Source organism: Bacillus sp. 22446 (assembly GCF_052044955.1).
GTDB classification, from domain to species: domain Bacteria; phylum Bacillota; class Bacilli; order Bacillales; family Bacillaceae; genus Bacillus; species Bacillus altitudinis.
This window is the reverse complement of the sequence record NZ_JBQEOD010000002.1, coordinates 108,756-134,377: the sequence shown is the minus strand read 5'-3', so window position 1 is coordinate 134,377 and position 25,622 is coordinate 108,756. Positions and strand designations below refer to the sequence as shown.

27 protein-coding genes are annotated in these 25,622 nt (G+C 40.5%); 6 read left to right on the top strand and 21 right to left on the bottom strand.

Going from position 1 to position 25,622, the window contains the following annotated elements:
- Positions 1-68: 68 nt before the first annotated feature.
- The 5 genes from ade to ACTJJD_RS04935 all read right to left on the bottom strand — a co-directional run bounded on the left by ade (position 69) and on the right by ACTJJD_RS04935 (position 5,351).
- Positions 69-1,799, bottom strand: a complete 1,731-nt coding sequence (gene ade / locus ACTJJD_RS04955; protein WP_440608152.1) for an adenine deaminase — start codon at positions 1,797-1,799, stop codon at positions 69-71.
- 263 nt (positions 1,800-2,062) lie between these two features.
- A complete protein-coding gene (locus ACTJJD_RS04950; protein WP_008345123.1) occupies positions 2,063-2,731 on the bottom strand; it encodes a potassium channel family protein in 669 nt (222 codons plus the stop codon).
- 37 nt (positions 2,732-2,768) lie between these two features.
- Positions 2,769-3,611, bottom strand: a complete 843-nt coding sequence (locus ACTJJD_RS04945) for a gamma-glutamylcyclotransferase (protein WP_035700616.1) — start codon at positions 3,609-3,611, stop codon at positions 2,769-2,771.
- 27 nt (positions 3,612-3,638) lie between these two features.
- Positions 3,639-4,928 (bottom strand): ATP-binding protein, encoded by a 1,290-nt coding sequence (locus ACTJJD_RS04940; RefSeq protein ID WP_007498613.1) that lies wholly within the window; start codon positions 4,926-4,928, stop codon positions 3,639-3,641.
- Positions 4,929-5,072: 144 nt separating this feature from the next.
- Positions 5,073-5,351, bottom strand: coding sequence for an AbrB/MazE/SpoVT family DNA-binding domain-containing protein (locus ACTJJD_RS04935; RefSeq protein WP_017359400.1), 279 nt, complete (start codon positions 5,349-5,351; stop codon positions 5,073-5,075).
- A gap of 276 nt (positions 5,352-5,627) precedes the next feature.
- Here ACTJJD_RS04935 and mreBH point away from each other — a divergent pair, with 276 nt between their 5' ends.
- The 3 genes from mreBH (at position 5,628) to ACTJJD_RS04920 (ending at position 8,180) form a co-directional block, all read left to right on the top strand.
- Positions 5,628-6,635 (top strand): rod-share determining protein MreBH, encoded by a 1,008-nt coding sequence (gene mreBH, locus ACTJJD_RS04930; RefSeq protein WP_017359401.1) that lies wholly within the window; start codon positions 5,628-5,630, stop codon positions 6,633-6,635.
- A gap of 74 nt (positions 6,636-6,709) precedes the next feature.
- Entirely contained in the window at positions 6,710-6,841 is a 132-nt protein-coding gene (locus ACTJJD_RS04925) for a protein YkpC (protein WP_003210922.1), read from the top strand.
- 106 nt (positions 6,842-6,947) lie between these two features.
- The gene (locus tag ACTJJD_RS04920; RefSeq protein WP_327878366.1) at positions 6,948-8,180 is read left to right on the top strand and encodes an aminopeptidase; all 1,233 of its coding nucleotides are present in this window, start codon (positions 6,948-6,950) and stop codon (positions 8,178-8,180) included.
- 40 nt (positions 8,181-8,220) lie between these two features.
- Here ACTJJD_RS04920 and ACTJJD_RS04915 read toward each other — a convergent pair whose 3' ends face one another.
- Positions 8,221-9,840, bottom strand: a complete 1,620-nt coding sequence (locus ACTJJD_RS04915) for an ABC-F family ATP-binding cassette domain-containing protein (RefSeq protein ID WP_007498620.1) — start codon at positions 9,838-9,840, stop codon at positions 8,221-8,223.
- A gap of 144 nt (positions 9,841-9,984) precedes the next feature.
- Here ACTJJD_RS04915 and ACTJJD_RS04910 point away from each other — a divergent pair, with 144 nt between their 5' ends.
- On the top strand, positions 9,985-10,260 hold the full coding sequence (locus ACTJJD_RS04910; RefSeq protein ID WP_008345136.1) for a hypothetical protein: 276 nt from the start codon (positions 9,985-9,987) through the stop codon (positions 10,258-10,260).
- Between the two features lie 63 nt (positions 10,261-10,323).
- Here ACTJJD_RS04910 and lepB read toward each other — a convergent pair whose 3' ends face one another.
- The 8 genes from lepB to ACTJJD_RS04870 form a co-directional block, all read right to left on the bottom strand.
- On the bottom strand, positions 10,324-10,896 hold the full coding sequence (gene lepB, locus ACTJJD_RS04905; RefSeq protein WP_034647709.1) for a signal peptidase I: 573 nt from the start codon (positions 10,894-10,896) through the stop codon (positions 10,324-10,326).
- Positions 10,897-11,106: 210 nt separating this feature from the next.
- Positions 11,107-12,999, bottom strand: a complete 1,893-nt coding sequence (locus ACTJJD_RS04900; RefSeq protein ID WP_035700610.1) for a PTS fructose transporter subunit IIABC — start codon at positions 12,997-12,999, stop codon at positions 11,107-11,109.
- Between the two features lie 13 nt (positions 13,000-13,012).
- Positions 13,013-13,924: a 1-phosphofructokinase gene (pfkB, locus tag ACTJJD_RS04895; protein WP_242731951.1), complete on the bottom strand. Its 912-nt coding sequence runs from the start codon at positions 13,922-13,924 to the stop codon at positions 13,013-13,015.
- The gene (locus tag ACTJJD_RS04890; protein WP_242731949.1) at positions 13,921-14,676 is read right to left on the bottom strand and encodes a DeoR/GlpR family DNA-binding transcription regulator; all 756 of its coding nucleotides are present in this window, start codon (positions 14,674-14,676) and stop codon (positions 13,921-13,923) included. The genes pfkB and ACTJJD_RS04890 overlap by 4 nt, the downstream gene beginning before the upstream one ends.
- Positions 14,677-15,011: 335 nt before the next feature.
- The gene (locus tag ACTJJD_RS04885; RefSeq protein ID WP_242731947.1) at positions 15,012-16,205 is read right to left on the bottom strand and encodes an ABC transporter permease; all 1,194 of its coding nucleotides are present in this window, start codon (positions 16,203-16,205) and stop codon (positions 15,012-15,014) included.
- A complete protein-coding gene (locus ACTJJD_RS04880; protein WP_173407977.1) occupies positions 16,192-16,893 on the bottom strand; it encodes an ABC transporter ATP-binding protein in 702 nt (233 codons plus the stop codon). The genes ACTJJD_RS04885 and ACTJJD_RS04880 overlap by 14 nt, the downstream gene beginning before the upstream one ends.
- On the bottom strand, positions 16,890-17,996 hold the full coding sequence (locus tag ACTJJD_RS04875; RefSeq protein ID WP_242731945.1) for an efflux RND transporter periplasmic adaptor subunit: 1,107 nt from the start codon (positions 17,994-17,996) through the stop codon (positions 16,890-16,892). Before ACTJJD_RS04875 ends, ACTJJD_RS04880 begins: the two co-directional genes overlap by 4 nt.
- Positions 17,997-18,016: 20 nt before the next feature.
- Complete coding sequence (locus ACTJJD_RS04870; protein ID WP_242731943.1) at positions 18,017-18,637, bottom strand: YIP1 family protein; 621 nt, start codon at positions 18,635-18,637, stop codon at positions 18,017-18,019.
- 518 nt (positions 18,638-19,155) lie between these two features.
- Between ACTJJD_RS04870 and ACTJJD_RS04865 the strand changes: the two genes are divergently transcribed.
- Positions 19,156-19,533 carry a Rok-like winged helix domain-containing protein gene (locus ACTJJD_RS04865; protein WP_008345156.1) on the top strand — a complete coding sequence of 126 codons (378 nt, stop codon included), beginning with the start codon at positions 19,156-19,158 and terminating at the stop codon, positions 19,531-19,533.
- Between the two features lie 47 nt (positions 19,534-19,580).
- Here the strand turns inward: ACTJJD_RS04865 and moaD are convergent, their stop codons facing one another.
- From moaD to ACTJJD_RS04835, 6 genes are read right to left on the bottom strand one after another with little or no spacing between them, the layout of a single operon-like run.
- Positions 19,581-19,814, bottom strand: coding sequence for a molybdopterin converting factor subunit 1 (gene moaD / locus ACTJJD_RS04860; protein ID WP_008345159.1), 234 nt, complete (start codon positions 19,812-19,814; stop codon positions 19,581-19,583).
- A complete protein-coding gene (locus ACTJJD_RS04855) occupies positions 19,807-20,298 on the bottom strand; it encodes a molybdenum cofactor biosynthesis protein MoaE (protein WP_041092418.1) in 492 nt (163 codons plus the stop codon). Before ACTJJD_RS04855 ends, moaD begins: the two co-directional genes overlap by 8 nt.
- Positions 20,291-20,818, bottom strand: a complete 528-nt coding sequence (gene mobB, locus ACTJJD_RS04850; RefSeq protein ID WP_007498638.1) for a molybdopterin-guanine dinucleotide biosynthesis protein B — start codon at positions 20,816-20,818, stop codon at positions 20,291-20,293. Before mobB ends, ACTJJD_RS04855 begins: the two co-directional genes overlap by 8 nt.
- The gene (locus tag ACTJJD_RS04845; RefSeq protein ID WP_284565064.1) at positions 20,800-22,074 is read right to left on the bottom strand and encodes a molybdopterin molybdotransferase MoeA; all 1,275 of its coding nucleotides are present in this window, start codon (positions 22,072-22,074) and stop codon (positions 20,800-20,802) included. Before ACTJJD_RS04845 ends, mobB begins: the two co-directional genes overlap by 19 nt.
- Positions 22,075-22,083: 9 nt before the next feature.
- Complete coding sequence (locus ACTJJD_RS04840) at positions 22,084-23,100, bottom strand: MoeB/ThiF family adenylyltransferase (protein WP_284565063.1); 1,017 nt, start codon at positions 23,098-23,100, stop codon at positions 22,084-22,086.
- Positions 23,101-23,129: 29 nt separating this feature from the next.
- Positions 23,130-23,711 carry a molybdenum cofactor guanylyltransferase gene (locus tag ACTJJD_RS04835; protein WP_284565335.1) on the bottom strand — a complete coding sequence of 194 codons (582 nt, stop codon included), beginning with the start codon at positions 23,709-23,711 and terminating at the stop codon, positions 23,130-23,132.
- Between the two features lie 82 nt (positions 23,712-23,793).
- On the opposite strand from ACTJJD_RS04835, the gene ACTJJD_RS04830 reads away from it, so the two are divergent.
- The gene (locus tag ACTJJD_RS04830; RefSeq protein WP_079920060.1) at positions 23,794-24,711 is read left to right on the top strand and encodes a sigmaE regulated sporulation protein; all 918 of its coding nucleotides are present in this window, start codon (positions 23,794-23,796) and stop codon (positions 24,709-24,711) included.
- Between the two features lie 62 nt (positions 24,712-24,773).
- Here ACTJJD_RS04830 and ACTJJD_RS04825 read toward each other — a convergent pair whose 3' ends face one another.
- Entirely contained in the window at positions 24,774-25,355 is a 582-nt protein-coding gene (locus ACTJJD_RS04825) for a Rok-like winged helix domain-containing protein (RefSeq protein ID WP_007498648.1), read from the bottom strand.
- Between the last annotated feature and the right edge of the window lie 267 nt (positions 25,356-25,622).

Below are 25,622 nucleotides of genomic sequence, written 5' to 3'. Positions count from 1 at the left end.
TGTCTCTTTTTTATGCGCAATAAAAAAACCCGCATATCTGTACGATACGTGCGGGTCTAGTCATTGTTTTACGATTGAATTGGGAGATGCTGAAAACTTCTCACATCAAACAATCCTTGTGTTGTCATTTTCACATCAGGAATGACTGGCAGTGCCAAGAAGGATAATGTCAAAAACGGATTAAAGTCTAAGACAAAGCCTGTTTCGTTTAACGCTTCATGGAGTGCATGAAGGCTTTCATTGACCGTATGTGCAGGTTGATCTGATAATAAACCGGAAATCGGTAATGGAAGCGTATGAAGAACTTCTCCGTCTTTTACAACGGTCAAACCCCCCCCTGCTTCTTTTAACGTCTCAATGGCTTTGATCATATCAGCATCATTTGTTCCAACGGCAATTAAGTTATGCGAGTCATGGGCAACTGTTGTTGCAATTGCCCCCTCTTTTAAGCCGAATCCGCTGACAACCCCTATCCCAATTTCAGATAGACCTTTATGGCGTTCGACAAGTACTATTTTTAATACATCTCGATCAATATCACTCGTAAATTGTCCATCGCTTCCAGAAGGAGATATTTGTTCTAATTTCGTTTCAAGCTGATTCGGTATAATGCGAATGACATTCATCTTTTGGTGATCTGTTATAGGCAGCGTTAGATCTTTCTCTTGAACGTCCACTGCATGTACCGATTGCATGAGCGAAGAAATTGGCGTGATCTTGTCGACACTCGGCAAATATTCTCCATGTTCAGAGACCAATTCTCCTGCGATAAAGACGCTTGTAATTCCTACCTCATGTAAGTCAGAAATGAGCATAAAGTCCGCGTCAAAGCCTGGTGCAATCGCTCCCTTTGTTTTGAGACCGAAACACTCCGCTGCGTTTAAACTTCCCATTTGATATGCTATAAAGGGGTCCAATCCTTCTTGTATCGACATCCGTACTTGTTCATCAATACTTCCTTGAGCCATTAAATCATCTAAATGTTTATCATCCGTACAAAAGAAAAAGCGTCTCGCATTCTTCTCATTGACAGCAGGTAATACGTTTTTCACGTTTTTAGCAACAGAGCCTTCTCTGAGCATGACATACATGCCTCTTTTGACACGTTCAAGGGCCTCTTGAGCTGTTGTCACCTCATGATCCGTTTGGACATTAGCTGTTCGGTACACATTAATTAATCGGTCCGTTAATCCTGCTAGATGGCCATCAATGAGTTTATGTTCATGTTGAGCATCAAGCAGTTTTTGAAGCATATCTTCTTCCGCTTGTTCCACCGCGACATAATCCATCACTTCGGCAAGACCAAGCACTTCTTTCTCCTGATAAAGAGGCTTTAAATCTTTTGCTTTTAGTGTAGCACCTGATCGTTCAAAGCTGACTGCCGGTACACAGGATGGCAGCATGAAATATATATTTAAAGCAGCTTTTCTCGCTTCTTCGAGCATAAAACGGATACCTGCAACACCGGATACATTGGCAATTTCATGCGGGTCTGTTACAACAGTTGTCACGCCGTGAGGAACGACAGCTTTGGAAAATTCAGCAGGAGTCACCATCGAGGATTCGATATGAACGTGGCCGTCAATGAAACCGGGAACAAGCATTTGACCTGTTGCATCCAGCTCCTGTTCTCCTTCATACTCCCCAATTCCTACTATTTTTCCATTTTCAACAGCGACATCAGCGTCTATCCATTCCTGGTTAAACACGTCCATAACCTTCGCATGTTTAATCACTAGGGCTGCTTTTTTTCTCTTTGCAGCTACCTCAATTTGATGTCTGAAAAGCTCCTTATCCAACGACACTGCCTCCTCCGAGTAAACAATATAATGTTTCTTATCGTAAACGAATCTGTTTGTCCAGTCAATGACATTTAGAGAAAATCAACCATATCAAAAGATTGATTTTTATTTCTGAATAGTGATAATTGGCTGAAAAATAACCATGTTCTATTTTGCTGTTCTTTTAGAAAGTAAACGGCTCTTTTCCACTTTGTTCTCTCCCACAATGTCCGCCCCATATGTACACTTCTAAAACAAAAAAACACCCCTTCTCGGAGTGTTTAATAGTCGTTCTGCATTTCCCGTTTTTCAAAGCGCCCGATATCTGCCACTGCCCCAATGACAATGAGGATATCTTCTTTTTGAATCATTTCATCTGCGAGCGGTGAAACGATCACTTCTTTCCCGCGTTTAATTGCCACGATATTGATCCCGTACCTTGCACGAATGTCGAGATCTAACAAAGAGTGCCCAGCGAGTCTGCTGTTGGCGACGATTTCAATGAGGCTGTACTCATCTGACAGCTCTAAATAATCAAGCACGTTGTTAGAAATAATTTTATGTGCAATCCGTCTGCCCATGTCTCGTTCAGGATGGACAATACGGTCCGCACCAATTTTATTCAAAACCTTTTCATGGTAGTCATTTTGAGCTTTCACTGTGACCATTTTGACACCAAGTTCTTTCAGCATAATCGTTGTTAAAATACTCGCCTGAATGTTTTCACCTATCGCCACGATCACATGATCAAAATTGCGAATGCCTAGGTTCTTTAAAACAGATTCGTCCGTCGAATCACCAATCACGGCATGTGATGCAATTTTAGCATATTCGTTCACACGATCTTCATTCATATCCATGGCCATGACTTCAAGTCCTTCTTCGCTTAGCGCCTTGCAGATACTTCCGCCGAAGCGTCCAAGACCAATGACTGCATATTCCTTTTTCATGTTCAGACTCCTTTTATATCACTTACCATGCATTTTACTACGGTTTCATTAATGAATCCATATGCGACCGTATTTTTTTGCGGAACGCTTCACTTAAGTAAAGGTCTGCTCCTTTTTCGATTTCACTGCGATAATGACCAGGAGGCGCAATTTCTTCGCTCTTTTTTAAAACGAGAAACGTTAAGCAGTCCTCATACACTTGATCACCTACTGTGACATCGACAAATGCTGGACGATAAGTCCCTTCATTTACACCTTCTCGTTTGTACAAATAACGAATGGCATCAAAAGGTACTTCATATAGAACACCCTCTGTTTCTCCGCCGTCTTCTACCATATCTGCTCTTGATCCATCAGGACGCACCAATGTAAACCTTGTGGTAAAACGATCAAGTGTGCCGCCGCCGATGATTTGTTTGAAATAATGATCCACTTTCGCAAGCTTAAACCTTGCATCATCCATGCAGGACCCATAGGCAAAATAATAGAAGGAAGACGGTTTGCGCTCCCATAGTTGATATGACTTCCAGCAGCCGCTTTCAATCTCCTTCAGACTCGATGCCTTCTGCTTACATATTGTATAAGCAACGGCTGATCTTGGCCCCTGGTCTGTCATAACCTCTATTTCCTGCTGGTCATACCCTTCCTCTAGCTCATCTATCTTATGCAGCGTTTCATCACTGACCTCATACAATTCTCCATATACTGTGTTTTGTTCCGAGACAACACACACAGGGTAACCCTCACCTGTATCGTACAGTCTCCCTTTTATCCAAGCAGATGCTGCTAATGGACTGCTTTCTTTCATCAATGTCTCGTGATACTTTTCGTGCTTTAAAAGTGTCCCATACACAAATAACGTCTTTGTCTCTTTCGTCATCACACATCACATCCTCTCACCTTGCTACTATCTGCTTTTTTGATACACAGGTAAGTAAATATCAAAAGCCGTCCCTTTGCTGAGCTCGCTCTTTACATCCATTCTTCCATGGTGATCTTTTAAGATCGTCGCACAGATCGTTAAACCAAGTCCTGTACCTTCTTTTTTAGTCGAAAAGAAAGGATCATATATTTTCAGAATGTCCTCTTCGGACATTCCTTTTCCTTCATCTTGAATCGTGATTTTCCATTCATTCATCACTTTTTCTGTTGATATGTATATATTGCCGCCTTCAGGCATCGCCTCGATCGCATTTTTGATTAAGTTAATGAACAGCTGCTTCATTTGATTGGCGTCTGCTAATATCGTGCCAGCATCCTGCTTCTTAAACGGCTGTTTGAGATCAATATTTGAAAGAACGGCATTTGTCTTTAATAAGGTAATCACCTGCTCTAGCAAATCATGGAGCTGTACTTCTTGAAATTGAACCGATTGAGGTTTTGCTAAGACAAGCAGCTCACTTAAAACAAAATCAATGCGTTTAATTTCAGAAAAGATGATATCAAAATAATCGGTTCTTTCAGGATATTGCGTTTTCATCAGCTGCAAAAATCCATTGACTGAGGTGAGCGGATTTCTGACTTCATGGGCAATGCCAGCGGCTATTTGTCCTGCAACAGCCAGCTTTTGTGCCTGCATTTGTAATTGCTGATTTGATCTTTCAAGTTCAAGCTTTGCCTGCTTTTGTTTCGTGATATCCGCAACCGTTCCAATACCTCCAGTAAACTGGTGCTGTTCATCGAAATAAAGCTTATAATGCACATCTCCCCATACCTTTTTTCCTTCTTTATGGAGAAGCTGCAGCTCCACCCGCCCCTCATCCTTATGCTCTTTGATCACAGACAACAAATGCTGAACGACATGCTCTTCTTGATCAAAGTACTGATTGTACATCGTACCTAGACACTCCTCTATGTCGTAACCCGTCATTTGTTTCCATGCTTGATTTAAAAAAATGATTTCACCTTTTTCATTGGTTTCAAAGACGATTTCTTGCAAGTTATCTGTTATTCGATTCAGCCGCTCTGTCAGTTCGTGTGCTTCTTTTTCTCGTTTATTCAAATCTGATACAAGCAAATTCAACCGGTCCACATAGCCTGAGATGGTCCAAATACCGGCCAAAACAACGACTGTAAAGGCTAGATCGAGCGGCCAATTAATGTGATAGCCGCTAAGATAATAAAAGAAATCCCAGCTCAAAATTAATATAAATGCAAGAACGGATAACAGGATCCGTACTTGATATGTTTTGTTCAAATAATTCCACCTGCCGCCCTGAGATTCTTTGTCAATTGTACCATTTTCCACTTATTTTTTGAGGGAGATGCGGCATTTTTAAGGAACTTTTTTAGAAAAAATAGCCTGCTCTCAGCACAATGGGAGAGAACAGGCTATTTTTATTTACTGCTGAAGGGCTTCTTGAAGCTCTTTTAGCAGTAGTTCTGCGCCTTCAGCGCTTAATGTAATTTGACCATTTCCATACTCGTGGTTCTCAGAAGTAATCTCACCAGTCATCAGGCAGACGCCCTCTGGCTGATATTTTTTCAAGACGATTTTATCTCCATCTATAAAAAATTCCATACTGTCTTTAATAGCGATATCAAGTGCTCTTCTCAATTCGATTGGCATCACAATACGCCCTAGTTCATCTACTTTTCTTACAACTCCGATAGATTTCAATTTCGTTCCCTCTTTCTTTCATTAGCTCAAGATCAATCTGTTTTTCACCAATTGATATATCGTAGACGTAAGAGATTCTTAAAAGGTTTCTCCTGCATAAAAATTTTTTTCAAAATCGAAAAACCAAAGGGAAAATTTATTGTGATTGTCAAAATGAGACTTGAATTTTACAGATTCATTTCAAGGTGATCACAAACCCCCACAAATGACCTCAACCCTCTGAACTTTTAAATGTAAAATTGTTTAAAACAGCAAAAATAGAGATTGGGTGAAAACATGTTTCAAAATGCCGAAATTGGAATTGATTTAGGAACAGCTAACATATTGGTTTACAGTAAAAATAAAGGAATTATTCTCAATGAACCATCCGTTGTGGCAGTAGATACGGAAACAAAAACTGTCCTTGCAGTGGGGTCAGAAGCAAAAGAGATGATTGGGAAAACACCTGGCAAAATTGTAGCGATCCGTCCGATGAAAGATGGTGTCATCGCTGATTATGATATGACAACCGATTTACTTAAACAAATTATGAAAAAAGCAGGAAAAAATATTGGTTTTACCTTTAGAAAGCCGACTGTGGTTGTTTGTACACCATCAGGTTCAACAGCTGTCGAACGCCGCGCGATCAGCGATGCTGTCAAAAATTGCGGGGCAAAGCATGTGCATTTAATTGAAGAACCCGTCGCAGCTGCAATCGGTGCTGATCTCCCGGTGGACGAGCCTGTTGCCAACGTCGTTGTAGATATTGGTGGAGGAACGACAGAGGTAGCGATCATTTCATTTGGCGGAGTTGTCTCTTGCCACTCGATCCGAATTGGCGGAGATCAACTGGATGAAGATATCATTACTTTTGTGAGAAAGAAATACAATTTACTGATCGGTGAACGGACAGCTGAGCAGGTAAAAATGGAAATTGGTTATGGACTCATTGAACACGAACCTGAATCATTAGAAGTTCGTGGACGCGACCTTGTCACAGGTCTTCCAAAAACAATTACACTTGAATCAACAGAAATTCAAGGTGCTATGCGAGAATCACTTCTTCATATTTTAGAGGCGATTCGGGCTACATTAGAAGACAGCCCTCCAGAACTGAGTGGTGATATCGTAGATCGCGGCGTCATTCTAACTGGCGGTGGTGCACTATTAAACGGCATTCAAGAATGGCTCTCTCAAGAAATTGTCGTCCCAGTTCATATCGCAGCAAATCCTCTTGAATCTGTCGCAATTGGAACAGGTCGTTCATTAGAAGTAATCGACAAATTGCAAAAAACATTAAAATAATCTTCATGTTCTACTTCTTTTTTCATCATTTCGATCATATCGTGATGAATGGATAAACGTGAAGGAGGAAGAACATGTTGCTTGATTTAGGTAAACGGGTCGTTGTCACAGTCATTTTAACCGGTATTATTTTAGGAGGAATGAGTCTGTCGTTTTCACATATGCCCCCTTCTAATGCACAGCCTGTGAAACAACTGAACCGCTAAAAAAGCCGCACGAAAGCGGCTTTTTTATTTTGCTTCGGGACGGCTCCCCATTTTCCTTTTCGGTCTTAAATCTGATATGATGAACATGACTAAAGGAGGGTTTTTTATGAGTTCATTTGAAAAACAACTAGATCAATATGCAAAAACCATCGTTGAAGTAGGTGTAAATGTTCAAAGTGGTCAAGAAGTGGTCGTATCTGCGTTCACTGAATCTGTAGACCTTGTCCGTCTTGTGGCAAAACACGCATATGAGCGCGGAGCGAAAAACGTACATGTCCGCTGGAGTGATGGTGTCCTGACCCGTTTAAAATATGAACATGCCCCACAAGATGTGTTTGAGCAATTTCCAGAATGGGAAGCACAGATGATGGAAACCATCGCAAAACGTGGCGGTGCTTTTATTACGATCTTGTCAGAAAGCCCTGATCTTCTAAGTGGCATTGACTCGAAAAAAATTGCTTCACAGCAAAAAGCTGCAGGTTCAGCACTTCATACATATCGTCAATACGTTCAATCTGACAAAGTTGCATGGACAGTCGTCGGTGCTGCATCAAAAGATTGGGCGAAAAAGATTTTCCCTGAGCATGCAGATGAAGAAGCTGTTGCATTATTATGGGAACAAATCTTTAAAGTCGCCCGCGCTGATCAGCCAGATCCTGTTGAAGCGTGGAAAAAGCATGATGAATCACTAAATGAAAAAGTAAAAGTATTAAATGAACGTCACTACCACAAGCTGCACTATGAAGCACCAGGTACAGATTTAACGATTGAACTTCCAGAACAGCATATTTGGGTAGGTGCTGGCAGCGTGAGTGAACGCGGCGTATCATTCATGGCCAATATGCCAACAGAAGAGGTCTTTACCGTACCTAAAAAAGATGGTGTAAACGGGACTGTCTCTAGCACTAAGCCACTTAGTTATGCAGGAAACATTATCGATGAATTTACGTTAACCTTTGAAAATGGGCGTATTGTAGATGTGAAAGCCAAAGAGGGCGAAGACATTTTAACCTCTCTCGTTGAAACAGATGAAGGCTCACATTATCTAGGTGAGGTTGCCCTTGTACCAGATGATTCACCAATTTCTAACTCAAATATCCTCTATTACAATACACTTTACGATGAAAATGCATCCAATCACCTTGCCATCGGCAGCGGTTATGCATTTAATATCGAAGGCGGTAAAGAGATGAAACGAGAGGAATTAGACGCAGCTGGTGTGAACAGCAGTATTACACACGTCGATTTCATGATTGGTTCAAAGGAAATGAATATTGATGGAATCACAAAAGATGGTAAACGTGAACCGATTTTCCGAAATGGAAATTGGGCTTTTTAAAGAAAAAAGACATCCTCATGTGGATGTCTTTTCTTTATGTTTATGCATACAGCTCTTGTAGTCTTTTTTGAATCTCTTGATCTGATAAGAACTCATCATAAGTTGTTTGTTTATCAACGATGCCATTTGGCGTCACTTCGATAATACGGTTTGCAACTGTTTCAACAAACTGATGGTCATGAGATGAGAAGAGCATAGCCCCTTTAAAGCTCATTAGACCGTTATTCAGCGCTGTGATGGACTCTAGGTCTAAATGGTTCGTCGGCTCGTCTAACAGCAAAATATTCGCTCCAGACAGCATCATTTTTGATAACATACAACGAACCTTTTCTCCACCTGATAAGACGCTTGCTTTTTTCTTCACTTCTTCCCCAGAGAAAAGCATACGGCCTAAGAAACCACGCAGGAAGCTTTCACTTTGATCATTAGGAGAATATTGACGAAGCCAATCAACAAGATCTAAATCGCTTCCTTCAAAATATTCGCTGTTGTCTTTAGGGAAAAAGGCTTGAGATGTTGTCACGCCCCATTTAAACGTCCCGCTGTCTGGCTCCATTTCACCAGCAAGGATTTTAAATAAAGTAGAGACAGCAAGCTCATTACGGCTTAAGAACGCAATTTTATCCTCGCGATTCATAATAAAGCTGACGTTATCCAGTACTTTTACACCGTCAATCGTTTTTGATAGACCTTCTACTTGAAGGACATCATTTCCGATTTCACGCTCTGGCGCAAAATGAACATAAGGATATTTACGAGAAGATGGTTTAATGTCATCTAGCGAAATCTTATCAAGCAATTTCTTTCTTGATGTCGCTTGCTTCGATTTAGATGCGTTCGCACTGAACCGAGCAACGAATTCTTGAAGCTGCTTAATTTGTTCTTCTTTTTTCTTGTTGGCATCCTGGCTGAGTTTTAATGCCAGCTGGCTTGATTCATACCAGAAATCATAGTTTCCGACATACACTTGAATTTTTCCAAAGTCAAGGTCTGCAATATGCGTACATACTTTGTTTAAGAAATGACGGTCATGCGAGACGACGATGACGGTATTCTCAAAGTTAATGAGGAACTCTTCTAGCCACTGGATCGCTTGTAAGTCCAAGTGGTTCGTTGGCTCATCGAGAAGGAGAACGTCAGGTTTACCGAATAGAGCTTGTGCTAACAATACTTTAACCTTTTCAGATCCGCCAAGCTCAGACATTTTCTTCGATTGCAAGCTCTCTGGAATGCCAAGACCTTTTAATAGGATCGCAGCTTCACTTTCCGCTTCCCATCCGTTTAACTCAGCAAACTCACCTTCAAGCTCTGCTGCACGAATCCCGTCTTCATCTGAGAAATCAGGTTTCATATAAATCGCATCTTTTTCCTGCATCACATCATATAGACGTTTGTGACCCATGATGACGACTTTTAACACTTCAAACTCTTCGTATTCAAAGTGGTTCTGTTTTAAAATCGCTAAACGTTCACCAGGACTCATATGAACATCGCCCGTTTGAGCTTCAATTTCTCCAGAAAGAATCTTTAAGAACGTTGATTTACCAGCTCCATTGGCACCAATTAGTCCGTAGCAGTTGCCAGGAGTGAACTTAATATTTACTTCTTCAAATAATTTACGATCAGCAAATCGCAAACTAACATTATTCACTGCAATCATTTATTAATCCTCCATCACTCATTCATCAATATGAAGTATAACATGAATAACGATTGATAGAAACGTCTCTCGCTAAGAACAAAGGCTTTTTGTCCAATATGGTATAATAAGTGGGAATGTTTTTATTGAAGGAGTTCGGGCGATTTGAGATTACTCACACTCATGGAATACTGTTTATTGATTTTCTTTATGGGCATTTATTTATCGGCGACTGGCTTTAATGCAAGAGACTTTGGCCTTTATATTGGGCTTGTCCTCATTTACACACTGGTCCACATCTTTTCAAAACGCTTTTTACAAAAGCGCGGAAAAGACAATGTGAAAATCGGATTATTCCGTTCTGTTTTGGCGATTACTGGGTCCGTTTTCGCTTCTGTTTTGGCCATTGTCATCATTGTCACGATGCTCACACCAAATTAAAAACGACCCTACATGAAGGGTCGTCCATTCAAGCACCTTTCTTACGCATTGAGAAAGGTGTATTTATTGTGTTTGTCGAATATCGCCAAATGGGAAGAAAACAAATTCTGATGTGCCGACAATCCGATCCTTTTCAATGAGTCCGAGTCCATTTCGACTGTCCATAGAATTCAGTCTGTTGTCACCCATAACAAAGTAATCGTTTTTCGGTACTTTCACTGGACCAAAATCTCCTGTTAAATGTACCTCATACTCTTTGGCATGCGCCTTGTTCTCTTTTAAATAAGGCTCATCTACTTTTTTACCATTAATGTAAAGCGTATCATCCTTCATTTCAATCGTGTCGCCTGGAAGGCCGATCAATCGTTTGACATAATGAATTTTCTGACCGTCTTTTCCATTAATAATCACGATGTCACCACGTTTGACTCCACCGAGATAGTTGATGGTTTTGTTGACAAACAGCTTTTCTCCATCATGAAGGGTTGGTTCCATTGACTCTCCTTCCACCACATACGGCTCAAAAATAAACGTACGGATGATGAGGACGAGGGCAAGTGCAATTAAAATAGCTTTGATCCATTCAAACAGAGAACTTTTCTTCTCTTTTTTGGCTTGTTTCCCATCAGATTGAATGTCATTTTCGTTTTGTTTGTTTTCTTCGTTCAAAATACTGCTTCCTCCTAAGACTTTCTGCTAAAAGACTTGAAACGCGAATTGAATAACTTTACTTTATCACATGTCATTTAAAAATTCACAAGACAACCATTCAATTAGATATTTTTTCCTAATTTGCTGATGATTAAACAAAAAGAAGCACCGCTCTTCACGATGCTTCTTTTCAAATTAAGCTTCTTGTCGGACTGGTTTTTTTAGAATTCCGAGAAGTAGCGCTGTAACGATGGCACCGATTAAGATGCTGATGATGTAAAGAACTGGATGGTTTGTTACCCAGAAAACGAATAGTCCGCCGTGCGGTGCAGGAAGCGTCACTCTAAAGAATTCTGTTAATCCACCTGCAACAGCTGCACCAATCACAGCTGAAGGAATGACGCGCAGAGGATCTGCCGCTGCAAATGGGATCGCCCCTTCTGTAATGAACGCAGCTCCCATGAAGTAGCATGTAATACCTGCTTCACGGTCACGTTTAGAGAATTTGTTTCTAAAGATCGTTGTCGCTAGAGCAATTCCTAGCGGCGGCACCATTCCACCTGCCATAATCGCAGCATGCGGTGCATAGTTGCCAGCAGCAATCATCGCAAGACCAAATGTGTAGGCCGCTTTGTTAATCGGACCACCCATATCTATGGCCATCATACCAGCTAAAATAATCCCCATTAATACAAGGTTTCCAGTACCAAGTGATTCAAGCCAGTGTGTTAATCCGTCCATGACCATTTTAACAGGCGTGTTGACGATGTAATGCATGATAATCCCTGTAAAGAAAATACCGAACAATGGATAGAGCAGAACTGGTTTAATACCATCGAGCGACTGTGGTACAAAGGTGAATACTTTTTTGAGCAGCACCACAATGTAACCAGCAAGGAAACCAGCAATCAATCCGCCTAAGAATCCAGCTCCTGCTGCTGAGGCCATGAATCCGCCAACCATACCTGGTGCGAAACCTGGACGGTCTGCAATACTCATTGCGATAAATCCAGCTAGTACAGCAACGATTAAAGCAAGAGCATTATCTCCGCCAATCCCTTTTAATACAGCTGCAAATGAATTGAAAGAAGGATCTTTAGGGTCAGCTGAGTTAATTCCCCAGAAGAATGAAATCGCAACGAGGATACCGCCCCCAACAACAAACGGAAGCATGTTGCTTACACCGCTCATTAAGTGCTTATAGAATCCACTTCTTCCCTTGCTTGACGATTCATTTTCATCTTTGGAAGAACTGCCGCCTGAACCTTTATAAATCGGCGCATCTTGATTGATGGCTTTTTCGATCAATTCTTGCGGACGGCGAATTCCAGCTGTCACAGGTACTTCAATGACATGTTTGCCTTTAAAGCGTTCCATTTCAACTTGTTTATCAGCTGCCACAATAATAGCTGGCGCTTCTTCAATTTCTTTTGCTGTCAGGGCATGTTTAATTCCACTAGAGCCGTTTGTCTCAACTTTAATGTCAACGCCCATTTCTTTTGCTTTTTCTTTCAAAGCATCTGCGGCCATAAATGTATGCGCGATGCCTGTTGGACAAGCTGTCACCGCTAAAATTTTAGCAGGTTTTCCCGGTGCAGCCGGTTCCTCTTTGACTTCCTCTTCTTCTTCATCGTCTTTATCATGTGTATTGATAATTTCAATGATTTCATCTTCAGTAGCCGCTTCAAGAAGCTGCTTTCGGATCTCTTCACGCATGAGAAGTGTGGATAAACGAGAAAGTGCTTCTAAATGCGTGTTGTTTGCGCCTTCAGTTGCTGCAATCATAAAGACAAGATGACTTGGCTGTCCGTCTAATGATTCATAATCTACACCAGCTGTTGAACGACCAAATGCAATGGCAGGTTCTTTCACACTTGCTGTTTTCGCATGAGGAATCGCAATTCCTTCTCCGATTCCCGTAGAGCTTTGTTTTTCACGATTAACAACAGCTGCTTTGTAGCCTTCTTTATCATTTAATTTACCAGCTGTATCTAATACAGTGACCAGTTCTTCAATAACGGCTTCTTTTTGCTGGCTGTCTAATTGAAGCTTAATCGTATGCTTCGTGAGTAGTTCTGTAATTTTCATGATGACTCCTCCTTTAAATGCGTGTGACTTTTACTTGTGGCAATAATGTATCGACAAGCTCTTTTGTTCCAAGTTCCTCAGAAAATGCTGTAGCACTTCCTGATGTGACGCCAAGCTTAAATGATTCTTCTATGGAAAGGCCTTTAGAAACGCCAGCTAAGAATCCTGCAACAACTGAATCCCCTGCACCAACTGAGTTGATCAGCTTGCCTATTGGAACATTAGATTGAAAGATCCCTTCCTTACTGAATAAGAGAGCGCCGTCTCCAGCCATAGATACAATGACATGTTCAGCACCTTGTTCCAACAGCTTTTTCCCATAAGGAATGGCTTCTTCTGCAGATGAAATACTGGTTTCAAACATTTCACCTAACTCATGATGGTTTGGTTTCATTAAGAATGGTTTCAGATCTGCTGCTTTTTTTAAGGCTTCTCCAGAAATATCAAGTACTACTCTTACCCCTTGCTTCGCACATACTTCAGCAATGCGCTCATATGTGTTATGAGGCAGTGAAGAAGGAATGCTGCCTGCTAATACAACGACATCGCCTTCTGTTAATGAAGTGAATTGGGACAAAAACGAATCGAACTGTGCCTCATTAATACTTGGACCGAGCCCGTTGATTTCTGTTTCTTCGCCTGTTTTTAGTTTCACATTGATACGTGTATCTTCTGACACCTCATGAAAGGCTGTTTGTAATTGTTCGTTTTGTAAAAAGTCTTGAATATATTTGCCTGTAAAACCGCCAATGAATCCAAGTGCTTTTGATTCAACACCGTGCCGTTTTAAAAGCCTTGAGACATTGATTCCTTTACCACCTGGATATTTTTTGTCATAGGTTGAACGATTTAAACCGCCGACCGCAAAATCCTCCACGTGTACGATGTAATCAACTGATGGGTTTAAAGTAACTGTATAAATCATGTTTTCACTACCTTTATAACCGTTTTTTCATGGTAATTATCGAATGAATCCTCTTTTGCGTCGTTTGTGATAATGGTGGCTTCCTGTAAACTAGCAAAGGTTGAAAACGATATTTCGCCAAACTTTGAGGCATCTGTTAAGATGTAGGTTTTTTTCGCCTGCTTTATGGCTCTTTTTTTAATGAGCGCTTCTTCTGGATCAGGTGTTGTAAACCCTGCCTCGGGATGAATGCCGTTCGTCCCAACAAAGCTTTTGTCAAAACGGTAATTTTCCATAGCTGTCAAAGATGCGGCTCCCACCATGGCTCCTGTTCGATGTTTCACTGATCCGCCTATCAGGTAAAAAGAAATGCCTTTTCTCATGAGTGCTTCAATGTGCATGACACCATTTGTCACCACCACGATATCTTGATCTGGATCGATAAAGTCAATCATTTGCTGTGTTGTCGTACCAGCATCTAAGTAAATACAATCGCCTTGTTTTAAAAGTGATGCAGCTGCCTCTGCAATCAATGACTTTTCATGAAGGTTTTTGGCAGATTTCTCAAACACATCTGGCTCAAGACGAATACTAGATATTTTAGCAGCTCCTCCGTGAACTCTTTTAAGAAAGCCTTTTTCTTCGAGGGCTGATAAATCTCTTCTAATTGTAGATTCAGACGCATCCGTCATAATCGTTAAGTCCTGTATTTTGATGACATCGTTTTCTTCTAAATAGTCGATAATGAGTTGATGTCTTTCTGGTGTTAGCATTGAAAACACCCCCTTTTGAAAACGTATTCATTTTGCGCGCACCTTTATTGTAATCGCTTTTTTCAACATTATCAATACAAAACAATCAAATACATTCAATAACTATCAAAATCTTTCACAATGGTCATCTTACCTTTATATGTACCATTTGTAAACTGAAAAATATGTGACATTAAGAAGAAAGTCATGATATTAGCATTTCTATCATTTTTCATTTCATTCAATTGAACGAAAAAAAGCCTTTATGCGTTTTGCATAAAGGCTTCAGGTGCGGAACAGCAGGCAACATATCTCGTTCTACCTTCTTGTCAGCACCTCGTACGTTAACTTTAGGATTATTCATATCTAAGTGATTCAATAGGATCGAGCCTCGCTGCTTTATTGGCAGGAATCAGTCCAAAAATAATACCAATGAGCATACTAAATAGGACGCCTCCACATACGATTTGCCACGATACAAGAGAAGGCCACCCTGCAAACAGTGACACAAGTGAAGCACCTCCTAAGCCAAGAGCGATTCCAAGTAACCCACCGATCAGTGTAAGGACGACAGACTCAATTAAAAACTGAACGAGTATTTGAGTCCTAGTTGCCCCAAGTGCCTTTCGAATTCCGATTTCTCTTGTTCTTTCTGTGACTGATACGAGCATAATATTCATGACACCAATGCCGCCGACAAGTAATGAGATACCAGCAATTGAGCCAATGATTGTTGTCATGACAGACGTAATCTGACCAATGCCTGCTGCAATCTCTTCCAGATTGATCATTTCGTAAGCATCTTCTGTATGGTGATTTTCATTTAAGCGTGCAGCCGCACTCTTTCCTACTTCTTTCATTTGATCAGCATGTGCGACTTGAATAGACAACTTATCATATTCTTTCACACCAAATGCAGTTGTCAGCATTGCAAAAGGGACATATATTTCATTCATATCAAATGAAAACAGCCCTTCCTGTTTTGCTAAAACCCCGATCACCTCAACCGGCTGTCCATTCATCCAAATCAACTCGCCTACTGCCTTCTCTCCATTAAACAATTCTTTTTGTATCCCTTCTGAAATAACAGCTGCCCTTCTTCCGCTCCTAAAATCGATTTCACGTAAGTCCTGTCCTTCTGCTATATGTAATGAATGTACATTCGTGTAGCCTTCATTAATCCCATTGACCGTTGCATCTATTGTTGTATCTTGGAATCTTAATTGCATGCCTTGTGCCGTGGAGGAGGCAACCTGTTTAACCCCATTCAATGCTTGAACACTTTGAATGTCTTCTTCAGTAAATGTGGCTTCAAATAACGCATTCGGATTCGCATTTAACTCCTCATCAGAGGGTGTATAGGTCATATCAATGGTATTGTTTGGTCCTGAAATTGATTCTTTCAGCATTTGCTCGCCGCCTTGACCGATGGCAACGACTGCAATCACCGAGCCAACCCCAATAATAATGCCAAGCATCGTTAAAATAGACCGCAATTTATGAGCTAGGACAGAATTCAGCGCTATTTTGATATTTTCAAAGAGTTTCATTCATTGTGTCTCCTTGTATCAATCTATCTTGAGCGAGGCGTCCATCTCTTACAACGACTATCCGGTTTGTATACGCAGCTATTTCTTCTTCATGAGTAACGAGCACAACCGTTGTTCCTTCCTCATTGAGCTTTGTAAACTGTTCCATAATCGAGCCACTCGTTTTTGAATCAAGAGCGCCTGTTGGTTCATCTGCCAAGATGAGCTCCGGCTCATTGACAATCGCACGTGCGATGGCTACTCTTTGCTTTTGTCCCCCTGACAACTCGTTTGGCATATGCTTCATTCGATCTGCCAAACCAACCTTTTCAAGTGCCATTTCCGCACGCTCTTTTCTTTCCTTTTGACTGATACCAGCGTAAATCATCGGAAGTTCCACATTTCGCCTCGCATTTAATCTAGGCAGTAAATAAAATTGTTGAAAAACAAAACCAATGGATCGATTTCGAATCACTGCCAGTTCTTGATCCTTTGCTGCCGACAGCTCCATACCTTGAAAATGGTACTGTCCGGAGGTCGGGTGGTCCAAACAGCCAATGATATTCATTAACGTTGATTTTCCAGAACCGGACGGGCCCATAATGGACATATACTCGCCTTTACCAATGACGAGGTCCACATCACTTAATACATCAAATGTCTCCTCAGCGACTTCGTAGCTTTTTGTCACGTTTGAAAGCTGAATCATTCAGCATTCACTTCCATTCCGTCATACATATCATCTGATGGCTCTGCAATGATTTGATCTTCTTTTGTTAAACCTTTCGTCACTTCAAGATCTTGACCTGACGTTTCACCTAATGTCACTTTTACTTTCTTCAGTGCATTCTTTTCAACAACATAAACGTATGAACCATCTTTCTCTTTTTTCACAGCTGTTTCAGGAATTGTGAGCACTTGACGCTTGTCCGTTTCAATTTCCATGATCATTTTAAAGCCTGGTTTTGCATCCGGCTTTTTCCCTTTTATTTCAATTTCGACTGGATATTGTACCGTTTGATCACTAGCAGCTGTTTCTGCTGTTGACTGGGCAGGCACAGCGCCCACTTTTTTCACTACTCCTTGCCAACTCTTTCCGCGAATGACATCAGACGTTACCTTTACTTTTTGTTTCTTTTTGACTTTCATAGCATCATACTCACTGATTAAGCCTCGTACAATCATTTTTTTCTCATTGCCAATATGGATTACCGGCTGTCTCTCTTCTAGCTTCCCTGCGCCAGCATCTTGCTCGATGGAGATGACTGTTCCTTCAATTTTGCTATGTATCGTCAAATCTTCTATTTGTGCCTTTACTTTTTCTTGGTTAAGCTCCGCTTGTTTTTGCTCTAATTCAGCAGCTTTGAGTTCGAGTTCAAGCTGATCTCGCTCGTTTTTCGAATCAGCGCCCACCTTTTTTCCCTGATTTTCATCTAATGAATTGAGTCTATTTTGTAATTGTTCAAGCTTTAGTGTACTTGATTCAGCCGCAAGTGCTTGCTGCTGTTCTTCAAGCTCCAGTTCCTTATTTTCATATGTAAGGAGCGGTGTTCCAACTTTCACCTTTTCTCCTTCTTTCACAGCGATATGATTCAGGCTTCCCTTCTCTTCTTCTGTATAAATGAATTGCTCCTCCGAGAATGAAAGTGTTCCAGGCGTCATCACCGTAGAAGTTATTTCTTTTGATGCAAGTTGGACTGTTTTAAATGATGCCGTAGAGGCAGGCTTTGATTGGTTTTTTGCAATATTAAATCCAATGAATAGACCAATCACAATAATGATAATGGATCCGATAATGATTTTCTTTCTCATAAAAACATTCTACCCCCAGCTTACTGCATGTTGATGGTGATTGTGGTTCCTACATATTGAAAAATTAAAGATAATACATAAAAGACACTCACAATAATCCAAGATATTCTTGGCGAAATGCGGCCGACTTTGATCAATAAAAAGCCTGTTAAAACAAGATTCCAGATCACAAAAAGATCGATATTGGCTAACACGGCATGCCATGGACCAGACATTCGAATGAATGCGTTTAATGAGGTAACCGTGATATCTTTTGGCACATGAAAAAAAATGATCGCCAAATGAGAAATAATCGTACCAATGATCGTAATAGGTGTGATATAAAGTACACCTGAAAATAGCTGCTGAAACGTTGCATCACCTTTTGCTAAAAAGACGATGAACTTGTATACGGCAGTATTAATGACAATCCCAATGACCAGACCAATGAGCGTGATCACATAAACGAAAGGGATTGGTAAAATTAAATCTGCCCACAATCCTTCATTCACTAGCTGAGACAAATAAGTGACAACAACTGTTAATACAAGCACACATGATAAAGGCCACCAAACGAATGGCTGCTCCCACACTCTTTTTAAATACTCTGATGGTCTTGTGCTTACGCCTATTATTGTGGGTTTTTGCGTTGTTTCTTTCATCAAATGTCATCCTCTCCATGTGCTGTAAGTATGGAATCGTTTTTTCATACTCTTGTTGTTTCTATTTTATCAAAAGATTGCCAATAAGTGATAGATCATTTGATTTTCTTATTTTCATAGTGATAGGATTGAATCTATTATTCTATTTTCATGAACGACATCCTTCAAATGATACCTTGATCCGACCATATTCATATGAAAAAATTATGATTTTACTGACTGAAAAACAGTTTATGAAGTAAACAACATGTCTTTCGGAATAAATATCCTTTTCCTTTGGATTCAGATGGTCTCAGTTAGACACAACAATTTTTTGTTAAAATATTCCTAGTAATTTCAATGAATCCCGGCTTTATAGGACTATGTTTAGCGCCTTTTATAGAACAGATGAGCCTTTAGTATCAATACTTTCATATTAAAAAAATAAAAATAAAAGGATTTTACTTGATCAAATGTTATTTTTTCATATAATGTAAAATAGAGGTAGGTTAAATGATAGTGGAAATGGAGTCAAGTGAATGTTAAGAGAAAAATTGAAAATGCAATTGATTTTACTTTATGAAAAGGAACAAGAAGCATGGCAATACTTTAGAAAGGAAAGAGAACTGATTTATCATGAGCTCAAATTACTTGATATGAAAGAGAGCAGACCTTCTAATGACAAAATATACTACGCAGCAAGGTGTGTAGATATTATTAAAGAAAAAAAGGGAAGCATCGTGAGCACAAAAGAACTAAAAGAACAGCTTCAAGCTCAAACAGATTTCAATGTGAGACGAATCAGCGAATTGTATGATCTCATTCAACAGCTCGATCCTCACATTTCTAAAGCACGCCGGGGATGTTTTATTTACGAAGATCATACCCAAGTACCTCTACAATCTTTTCACACATAAAAAAATTGGTTACAGCCGCTGGCCATAACCAAATCCTCTAATATCTATTATCCACCACTTACAGGAGGAATGAGTGCAACAGTGTCCCCGCTACGCACTTCAGCATTTCCCCTCGTATATATTTCGTTGACTGCAACCATCACGTTTTGTGCAGTATCAACTCCATATACCTCCTGTAATTCTATTTTAATCTCATCAACCGTTGTTTGATCTTTTTGAATGATGATTTGTTGTTTACCGGCCTTCTCAGCAAGGCCGGCGAACAATAATACGCTAATCATGCCGCTTCCCTTCTTTCTCGTTAAGTTGGAGAGTACTAGGTTTTCCTTCCGGGTATGAAACGGTTTCAAGCTGATCACCTATCCAAGCCTCTCCATCTTCCCAGTATTCCTTTTTCCAAATAGGAACTATTTCCTTTATTCGTTCAATCGCATATTCATTGGCTTCGTATGCAGCTTTCCGATGAGGTGATGAAACAGCTATTGCCACTGCAATGTCACATATCTCAAGAGTGCCAATACGATGCACAATGGCAGCTTCTGTATCAGGCCAGCGTTTTTTAATTTCTTGTCCAATTTGACTCAACATATTTTCCGCCATTGGTATGTATGCTTCATATGTTAAACGCAGCGTTTTTTTGCCATTTGTCCATTCTCTTACCGTGCCTATGAATGTCGTAATGGCTCCCGCTTTGCGTCTTGTGACATGCTGAATCAATTCATTCACATCAATTGGCTCTTTTGTGATGTTAAAAAGTTCATTCATACGAGGCTTCCCCCTTCAATAAATTAAAAGCAAATGTGATCCCGCGCTTGTCAAATGCTGAAAACACAGGAAACGGGTATTTCTCGGTGAACTGTATTTCTTTATCGAAATAAATGGCTGCTTGTATATGAGAAAGTGTCGAAAGATCAATGAGTTCCTGTTCGTCTTTGACACACAGGATTTTGCGGTAAGGCGCTTGTTTGTATCCTTCGATCAAGACGGCATCTAAAGGAAGATGCTGACACATGTTGATTAGTTGTGTGAATGTCATGTGCCGTATGAAAAAGTGACATTCACCTTCTCCCTCCACACCTGCGGCAAATGCACCCGCTTGAACATATCGATCCGTATCTTTTTGTTTGAACAGACGGTCTGGCTTTCCACCATGTCCGTGATGTTTGAAGCAGCCTAGCTGCATTTCTTCTTCATCCGCCAGCTGACATAATTTTTCGATCAGCGTCGTTTTACCACTATTTTGATAGCCCACGACTTGTAGAATGTTTAATTTGTCATCCAACATGGAGCACCGCCTTCGTGGTGAAATAGCAGAACGCTGACCTGGTCACCTGCACTAAACCCTCTTGTTCCTCCGGGCAAAACAATGAAACAATCAGCATGAGCAATAGATGTCACCGCACTAGATTTATCAAGACCTGTTGGCGTCACACTCAGCTGGCTGCCAGCGAAATCAAGTGATGCTCTAACAAATCGTGTGAATGGATTGGCTTTTGGAAAATCATGTGTCAGCTTCGCCTCAGCAAAAACGGGAAATGGATTTTCTTTCAAACACCATTTATAAATGATCGGTTTGACAAATAGTTCAAAGCCAACAAAACAGGCAGCCGGATTTCCTGACAGTCCATAAAGCAATTGACCATTTGGCAACGCAGCAACGGTCGTCACACTTCCAGGTCTCATCGCCACTTTATTAAACAACACCTCTGCACCTAGTTTTTCATAAATAGCAGGTAAAAAGTCAAAATCACCTACCGATACACCACCTGTTGTGATGAGCATATCAACTTTGCTTAAGGCTGCTTTTACGGCTTCATAGCTTTGATCAAAATCATCGGATACACCGCCTAAATCAAGCGGTTCTCCTCCAGCTTCAAGAACCTGAGCGTACACCATACTTAGGTTACTATTTCTAATTTTACCGTCCACCATGGCATCACTTACTTGTAGGAGCTCGGTACCTGTTGAGATGATACCGATCACCGGTTTTTTGACGACTGGCACAACCGCATATCCGAACGTTGCCAATATCGCCGTCACGCCTGGGGTAACTTTTGAGCCTTTTTTGATCATGACGTTCCCTTTGAGGGTCTCTTCTCCTTGCCGAGAAATATTGTTACCCTTTTTCAGAGGTCTTTTAAGTGACATCATTGATTTACCATCTTTTTCAAACGTTTTCGTCAATTCGAGCATGATCACAACATTTGCTCCTTTTGGAATCTTCGCTCCTGTCATGATGCGAATCGCTTGAAAAGGACCGATCGTTTTTGCAGAAACAATACCTGCCCCTATATGATCAATGACCTCAAATTCAATCGGATGCTCGCTCGATGCTTCCTTTGTATCTTCTGCTCGAAGTGCAAAACCATCATACGGAGAACGATCAAAGGCAGGAACATCGTGATCTGCTAAAATATCCTCTGCAATCCATCTTCCAAGGCTGTTCTTTAAAGGAACCCATTCGACTTGTCCATGTTTTTGAAATTGGTGGACTTTCTTTACTGCCTCTTCTACTGGAATTGGCTGTCGTCTTTCCATCACTTCTCACTCCTATATGCCTAGCAGTCTTGCTAGTAATGAATTGGCTACTCTTTCATCATTTGTCCCATGGATTAATACACGTCCTCCTTTAAAACAAACGATACGGTGTCTTTCATAGCGTATATGAATTAAAAAATCGTTCACTTCCACCTCACAAATAGAGGACAGACGCTCTTTTACATGCTGAAATGAAAGGTTTTCTAAATCCTTCGATATGATCTGAATGGTGTCACGCCCGCAAAGAATCGCTGTTTTTTTTCGCTGTTCATCTAAATATGGATACGTTCTATTTATGCCGCAAGATGGACAGCTCTCCTGCTTCGTACGAGATACATCCATTTTAAACGAAGACGACTGCCACAAATCAAACGTGACAAACTTTCGCTCCATTTGCTCTTCATGCCCTGTTAAATATTTTAATGCCTCTGTTTGCTGATAAGCCGACACCATTTGGACAGCCGGAGAAATAATACCAGCTGTATCACATGTCAAACCCCCAACAGGCACTGAGGTAAATACACATGATAAGCAAGGTGTTTTGCCTGGCAAAATGGTCATATACATTCCCTGACTGCTCACACAGGCACCGTAAATCCAAGGCGTATTTGTTTCTAATGATAAGTCATTCATCACCATTCTTGTCTCAAAATTATCAGTCGCATCAATGACGATATTTGCTTTTCGGAATAAAGGTCTTAACAGCTCTACTCCTGCATCTTCAATAAGAGCGTGTATGGTCACTTCATGGTTGATCTCTTGGAGACGTTTTTTAGCTGCTGCCGCTTTTGGCACATGCATCTTTGCATCGTGTTCAGTGTACAGCTGCTGCCGCTGTAAATTTGAGAATTCCACATAATCACGATCTACAATCGTCAAAGTACCAATTCCTGAACGGACAAGCCCTTCAGCAGACGCTGTTCCAAGTGCACCAGCTCCAACAATCAGGACATGACTTTCGGCAAGCTCAGACTGCCCTTTTTCACCTACCGGAGGGAACAAGATTTGCCTTGAATATCGCTCGTTCAATATTGTTCTCTCCTTCTCGTTTTTATGTATCATATCATACCGTTTTCAGGTAAATCGCTTCTTTTATTGATATTGTGAAATTCATTTGGTGCCACGTTCAGTTCGTCGGCTGGAACAACCTGGACGTGAAGTTTTTGTAATAAGTCTTTGATAGCTAATTGATTCTCTTTTAAGCACGCAGAAATAAACGGAAGACTGCGGCGGTGATAAAGCGCAAATAACGGCTGTAATCTTTCCTGCACCATCGGGACCACAGCATCTACATGCTCATGGCAATAAGAAGATAAAGCGACGGCTGTCTCTTTTCGTATGAATGGCATATCACATGCCGTCACTAAGTACCACTCTGCTTCTTGCTTTTGCATAGCGGTATATATGCCTGCAAGCGGGCCATACCCACGCACCTGTTCATCATCTAACCAAACAGCTTGTTCCCCTCTTGCTTTGAAAAAAGGCAGAAGCTTCGGGTGACTGATGATGACGGTTTCCCCTTTCAAAAGTTTCTCTTTCACATGTTCATATAGTGGTTTCCCCTGATAGACATGACTTGCCTTTGGCCCTCCAAAACGCCTAGAAGCACCTCCGGCTAGTATCACATTCACTATTCTCATCATCTCATCCCCTTTGATATGGTTGTTCTAATCACACTCATTTCGCATACTTTATTGATAACATGAATAAGGAGGTCTACCTATGAACCGGCGCCATGCTTCTCCCCTATTCCATGATCTGTCTCAAGAAAATCTATTTTTAAAAGCTGAAACGGCCAAATATCAACAGATGATTTCAGATTTACAGTCCACGTATACCTATGCTAAAAACAAGAAGCTATCTCAAGAATATCATGAGATGAAAAAGGATTTCACTCAATTAAAACAACAATTGGATGAAATGACCATTGACCAAGACGAAGCATCATCTAAAATACAGGATCTCTCTTATAGCAAATCCGAATTATTACATAAAATCGTCCTTCTTCATGAAATGCTGCAAAAGGAAACCTATCATAGACGAAAAGAAACAGAGGAAAAGCACCGATTGCATTTGAAGGTTGTAAAATATAAGGAAATGTCTCAGCAACTACAGGAGCGATTACTAGACCAAGATAAACAGCTTGCAAAAGAGGAGAAAAAAGGAAATACTTTATCCGCTGTGATTGAAAAACTGCAACAAACTCTAAGCGATAAAAACGCAGAGCTTCATTTATTACAAGAAGGCGTGCGGCATCTACAGGAGCGTTTTTATGAAACACAAGAAAAATTACTGCAAATCGAAAAAGCAAAAGAAGCCATTTTTTATGAAACGCTCACGAGCTACCAAAAACAGTTAGCCGAAAGCGAGGAATGGATCGCTTCTCATTTTGCTGATATCGACCAGTCAGCCCAAACAAATGCCGAGCCGTTCTCACAAGACCCTATTTTGCAAACGACCGAAGAAATAGGACCGATTTTGAAGAAACTAAACGAACAAGTAGAAACGCTCCAGGCAAAAGTTGATGCGGTGCAGCGGAGTGGAGAGGTCATGACAGTGAAGATCGATGGATTTAAAAAACAGCGCGACAACATGCCCAAAGAACGAAAGATTGTCTATACAGTTGATCAAAAAAAGTGATCAGTTCATCACGTACGCAAGAAAAAACTGCTGGCATTTACGCCCAGCAGTTTCTTTTTTATTTATTCGTCTTCTGTTTGAATGTCGCCTTCTAAAATATACTGTCCGCGATAAGGTTTCTTCACTTCTGGGTACATTTTAATTAAGCTTTGCATAAACGTTGTCATATTTGGAATTTCAAGACCGCTCTCTTTTTCAATCTCTTTTTGAAGTTCAGAGCTTTTAATCGCCGCATTATGACGCTTTAATGTTTTGATTGCAGCTTCACGAAGCTTAGCTGCCTTTGATCCAGGTCTAGCTGTGCCTCTTCTGCGTCTTGTAGATCCTTCAGGAATACCTACAGGTGCACCATTTAGCTGACCTGTTCCTAAAGATGATGTAACGTTTGACTGCGTTTGCGCAGGCTGATTGTAGCTTCTCATTTCTTGTGCAGCCAGCTCAGCTAATACAGGCAGTGAATCTGTTTTTCTCTCTGTACGTACTTCTTTTTTTGTATCTGTGACGAGACCTGTACCTTGACGGTCTAATTCTCTTAGTTTTGCGTAAATCGCATCTCGTTCAATTTGATATTCACGGATGACCTTTACTTCTGCTTCATTTAATTGTTCCAATCGTAAACGTAACGCTTCCCTCTCATTAAACAATGGATTTCCCCCTCATCATATAAAAAATATTCTATAGTAAATATTAGATTAGAAAACTAATTTTATCAACTATTTTTTTATCATTTTACAGTTTGCTATCAGATAGGTATTTCCAACTAAAATTTTGCCAAAGAAGAAAAATCGGCACCCATTTCATTGCCACTATAGGCTTTTGACCACCTTTAAAATATTGTAAAAATTTTGAATAAATGCTTATACTACTTGATTTATATAGTTATTTACCAAACTGAAATTTCTTTTGTGCAA